Genomic DNA, 4,540 nt, shown 5'->3' with positions numbered 1-4,540 from the left:
CTGATAATGTTGTAAACATTAGATGCGGTGACTTTACCCAAGCGCGCTTGAAACCATTCTGCTGTTCTTTGTTCCATATCACACCGCCGTTCTTTGTTCTTGTGATACATATTCTATATCTTGGACGTGAATATATTCGGCATCTTGTATAGGAACGTATGTTTTCTCTTGTGGTGGGAGAGATTGTAGAGCGCTTTCTCTTTGAATTCTTGGCTTGCTTTCTAATATTTTCAAAACGTCGTCTGCTGTTTCACAAGACATATCTGTTAGCTTTTCTACTTTTGCATAAGAGAGAAGCTTATTTTTATCCGATTCTGTTTGTTCGATTAATTCTTCGATTTTTATAAGCATATCTTGAGAAACCAATTGTTTTGGAATGCTATGGTTTGTTTCATTGATACGTTTTGCTTCATCTTCTTCATAAATACCGGAAAGCCCGAAAGCATAGCGAGCACATTGTATAGTGGCTTTATGGCGCAACATACGTGCTGGATATTTTTGCCATGCTTCACTTTTTTCTTGTTCGCATTCTTTGCGATATTCGGTGACTTCGATAGGGTCTTTAATCCCTTTGAGACGAATAGCACATTTGATAGCAATGATATTCCCATCATCATTGAGTTGATCTTGAAAGGTCATGCCATCAAAGTCAGGATTTGATTTGATGATCTTTATCCAACCGTCGATAGAAACAACGGGTATGATGCCGCCGCCTTTTTTAGGGAGAGCATAGATTTCTTTTGTTAAAGGGTTAAGTCCATAAGTATTGGCAACAAAAAGAAAAACGGCAAATTCTGCATCAGTGATGACACTAGCATTTTTATATCCAATACAAGTTTTTATGATTGTTTCTCGAAATTCTTCAGCAGAAAATCCATATTTTCCTGCCATTTCTTTTAAAAAAGTGGAATTTGTCATCTTGATTTCCTACATTGCGCGCAATTCACCCGTGGCGTGAATCACGCTGGTGTTAAAAGTTGGTTTGTGTTGCTAGAAAGGAATGTCGTCTTTTGTTGAAGAGTCGCCGTTCTGGGCGGTCATAGTTTGTTTACAATCTTCTGAATTATCATAAATTTTTACATTGCCATAAATTCTTGAATCGGCATAAATAATCACATTTCCATAAATTTGTGTGTGTCCAAAAATATGTCCATCATATATTTTGACGTTATTATAAATTTTTGCATTGCCAAAAATCTCGGCACAATCACCAATTTGTGCTTTATCATAAACCTTAGCACTATCGTAAATCTTGGCACAACAATACGCCTTGGCATCATTATAAATCCAGCAATCGTCTTTTTGACTTAAATTGTCTTCATACTCTACAAAGCCGCCAAGGTCGCCTGCTTTAACATCACCAAAATCTTTTAATGCACGTATGCGGTAAAGCGTAATGTATCCATCAAACTCAATTGTTTCATCAGTAAGTTCGTATTTCTTTTTCATGGTTACTATTTCTCACGTTCTACGATTAGGGTGGAGCCACTAATTTTACAATTTCCAGCAATGTCTACACGACAGCGAATATATGCTTGATTGTAAATTTTAGCATTTCCGTAAACGTGTACACTTTCCCCTATAACAGAATTCCCATAAATCCGCGCATAGTCAAAAACCTTGGCATTATCTCCAACATCAGCACCACCAACTTCGGCATAATCATAAACTTGTGCATTGTCATAAACGCGTGCATTCCCATAAACCCGCGCATCATCATAAACTTTGGCATCACCGTAAACGTGTGCATTGCCAAAAATCCAACAGTCTCTCTTATGGCTTAAGTTGCTCTCTTTTTCTATAAAACCGCCGAGGTCACCTTTTTTGACATATCCAAAGCCTCTTAATGCTCTAATTCGGTGAAGAGTTCTTCCATCAAACACAATTTTTTCATCAGTAAATTCGTATTTTTTCATCTGGTTTGTTACCTAGTTGAGATTCTTTTATCGCCATCAATCCAGTCGTCCCAACATACACATGCTTCACCGTAAATTTTTGCATGACCGTAAACATGCGCATCACCGGAAACTTCTGCATTGCCGTAAACACGCGCCCTATCATAAATGTATGCCTTTTCGTAAACTTGTGCATTGCCATAAACTTCTGCATTATCAAAAACGTGCGGTTCACCGCAAATATATGCATCACCGTAAACTTCTGCATCACCGTAAATGCATGGTTCATCGCAAACTTCTGCTTTGCCATAAATACGAGAATTGTTGTAAACATGTGCATAACCGTAAACTTGTGCATTTTCGTAAACCTTAGCATCACCAAAAACCTTGGCATAACCATAGACTTTTGCATAATCCCCAATCCAGCAATTACCATGATGCGATAGGTTGTCTTCTTTTTGTATATAGCCACCTAAATCACCTTTCTCGACGTTTCCAAAGTCTCGTAATGCGCGAATGCGGTGGAGAGTTTTGCCCCCAACTTCGATTGTTTCATCAGTAAGTTCATATTTCTTTTCCATAATGATAGCCTCTTAATGCATGCTTTGTCTTTTAAGCTCTTGAGACAGCACCCCCATGCCTTTTGTTGTGATTTTTGCTGAAGGAATGACTTTTTCAGTTCCATTTTCGGTTTGAATAGTGAGGGTTGAGCAATCCATTAGTCCTTTTTGGATTTTATCCTGATAAGGCAATAAGCGATCCCCGAAAGTGCGTCGATACACCCATCCTTTTTTCTGTAGGAAGAGAATGAATTGTTTTGGTTGCATTTCGAGCACTTTAGCGGCTTCAGTAAGACTGAAGAGCCCATCAGAGCGTTGCAAGCTTTCCAGAGCCATTGCTTTTGGTTTTAAATCTTCAATGATGATGTCTTTACGCTCATTTTCATTTTTTAGATGAGTTAATACACCTAACATTACTTGTGGACTTGAGTAATCGATTTGTGGTGTAACAACTTGCTTTGCACGCCGCTCGCATTCGATAAAGTATTCTCTTGCTTGCTTTCCTTTTTTATTACGCTCGACCATGGCAAGCTCTTTCGCCATGTCTAAGGTAAGATAGTATTCTACTGCTATGGCATTGTTCGCTTCCATTTTTTTGTGGAAGCGAATAAAGTCCCTTCCATCAAGGAAAGCATAGGTCATAATACGTTTTTTTATCCAAGTAGAAAAATCTTGTTTACTCTCCAAAAAGACATGTAATTCACGTGCATTTACTGTCTGAACGCTTTCTTCGTTAATGGTGTTATTTGTAATAGCGATAGGATTATTCATAATTTTACTCCATCCGATAATTTAATAAGAGGAAAGAGGGGGGCGCTTTTAAAAACGCCCTCTGTAGTATGTATAATGTGGGTAGTTTGGAATGACATCCGAAAGAGTTAAACGGTGCTGCTGTTCATAAGTACCGTATGTTTCATCTTCATATCGCTGCTGTTCGATTTCTTCTAAAAAAAAACCGTATGCTGTGCTGTGTAGAATAAAATCGTGAGGTATTTTGCCATCAAAACACTTTTGTTCACGTAGTTTGAGATAAAACTCAGCAATATCTTCAGAGATATCTTCGCAACGATTAGTCGTTGGTTCTACGCGCAAAATTTGGACAGCATTATCGGTTTGGTCGATAAAATTGATAATGTCCTTTTCTTCTAATAAAGGACCAGATTTAGCGAGATTTTGTTCTTCATTTTCGCACATCACTAAGAGAATTTCATCAGAATTTATAAACACTGGTTTATTCACAAATGCCTCCATACAGCCTATTGGCAAAAGTTATTTTCTAAGATATGGAACTTATATTTCATTATTTATGAAAATTGTCAATATAAAAATTCAGAAAATATGAAATTTTAATAAAGTGTAGGTTAATTATGGATAAACTAATGTTAGAAAAACTTTGGAATTGTGGAGATAAAAAAGTGATGGCTGCTATTATTTTTTGTCTGAAGAACAAGAATTCTGAAGAATCGTTAAAACAGCTTTCTGAACTTCGGGATTTGCTTGATAATACAGTTGAATAAACTGTTCAGATTCTTTGATTAGAAAAGGGGGGATTTCGCCAAAAAAATCAATAATTTCTATTAATTCACTTGCTTTTATTGATCTTTTTGTACCTGAATCATGCAACATACTAGTTAAGGTAGATGGTAACACTCCTAAATGCTTGGCTAGCATTTTCTTACTACCATGACCATTTTTAGCTAATTGCGCATTAAGCCATACCTTTAACTGATCTGATTCCATAAAATACAAAGTCTTTCATATGAAATGAAAAATCAATAAAAAAAATATGAAATTTTATCTTGATAAAATTCATAAAATATGAAATTTTATCTTTATGAAAAAAGAACCTGCGTATACTATAATAAAATATCTAGGGGGGGCTATTAACGTTTCGCGTATTTTGAAGAAATGTAAAGGTGCTGTTTATCGTATCACTTATTCTAAAGAGAAGGGTGGTTCTAATGGATTGTTTCCTTCAATTTATCAAGCGCAGTTATTAACCTACGCACGTGATCATGGGATAGATTTGCGTCCAGAAGATTTTTTTTATCCCGAGCGCTTGCAGAGATTAATGCAAGAGCAACA

At 36.5% G+C, this 4,540-nt stretch carries 8 protein-coding genes and 1 pseudogene; 1 reads left to right on the top strand and 8 read right to left on the bottom strand.

The window, feature by feature from the left end:
* The 8 genes and pseudogenes from ACFIL8_RS07710 to ACFIL8_RS07675 all read right to left on the bottom strand — a co-directional run.
* Positions 1-77, bottom strand: a pseudogene (locus ACFIL8_RS07710) (exonuclease); the annotation flags it as partial.
* Position 78: 1 nt separating this feature from the next.
* A complete protein-coding gene (locus ACFIL8_RS07705) occupies positions 79-918 on the bottom strand; it encodes a recombinase RecT (RefSeq protein WP_375689337.1) in 840 nt (279 codons plus the stop codon).
* 72 nt (positions 919-990) lie between these two features.
* Complete coding sequence (locus ACFIL8_RS07700; protein WP_375681553.1) at positions 991-1,449, bottom strand: hypothetical protein; 459 nt, start codon at positions 1,447-1,449, stop codon at positions 991-993.
* A 5-nt stretch (positions 1,450-1,454) separates the two neighbouring features.
* Entirely contained in the window at positions 1,455-1,916 is a 462-nt protein-coding gene (locus ACFIL8_RS07695) for a hypothetical protein (RefSeq protein WP_375689335.1), read from the bottom strand.
* A gap of 8 nt (positions 1,917-1,924) precedes the next feature.
* A complete protein-coding gene (locus tag ACFIL8_RS07690; protein ID WP_375612599.1) occupies positions 1,925-2,476 on the bottom strand; it encodes a hypothetical protein in 552 nt (183 codons plus the stop codon).
* Between the two features lie 12 nt (positions 2,477-2,488).
* Positions 2,489-3,226 (bottom strand): antA/AntB antirepressor family protein, encoded by a 738-nt coding sequence (locus ACFIL8_RS07685; protein WP_375638622.1) that lies wholly within the window; start codon positions 3,224-3,226, stop codon positions 2,489-2,491.
* A 48-nt stretch (positions 3,227-3,274) separates the two neighbouring features.
* Positions 3,275-3,694, bottom strand: a complete 420-nt coding sequence (locus tag ACFIL8_RS07680; RefSeq protein ID WP_375613784.1) for a hypothetical protein — start codon at positions 3,692-3,694, stop codon at positions 3,275-3,277.
* Between the two features lie 189 nt (positions 3,695-3,883).
* Positions 3,884-4,195 carry an XRE family transcriptional regulator gene (locus ACFIL8_RS07675; protein ID WP_114647946.1) on the bottom strand — a complete coding sequence of 104 codons (312 nt, stop codon included), beginning with the start codon at positions 4,193-4,195 and terminating at the stop codon, positions 3,884-3,886.
* A gap of 94 nt (positions 4,196-4,289) precedes the next feature.
* Here ACFIL8_RS07675 and ACFIL8_RS07670 point away from each other — a divergent pair.
* On the top strand, positions 4,290-4,540 hold a 251-nt coding region (locus tag ACFIL8_RS07670), incomplete at its 3' end, for a hypothetical protein (protein ID WP_375681555.1).

This window comes from Bartonella sp. AP57NXGY (genome assembly GCF_042195805.1).
Lineage (GTDB): Bacteria > Pseudomonadota > Alphaproteobacteria > Rhizobiales > Rhizobiaceae > Bartonella.
This window is presented reverse-complemented; position numbering and strand designations above follow the sequence as displayed.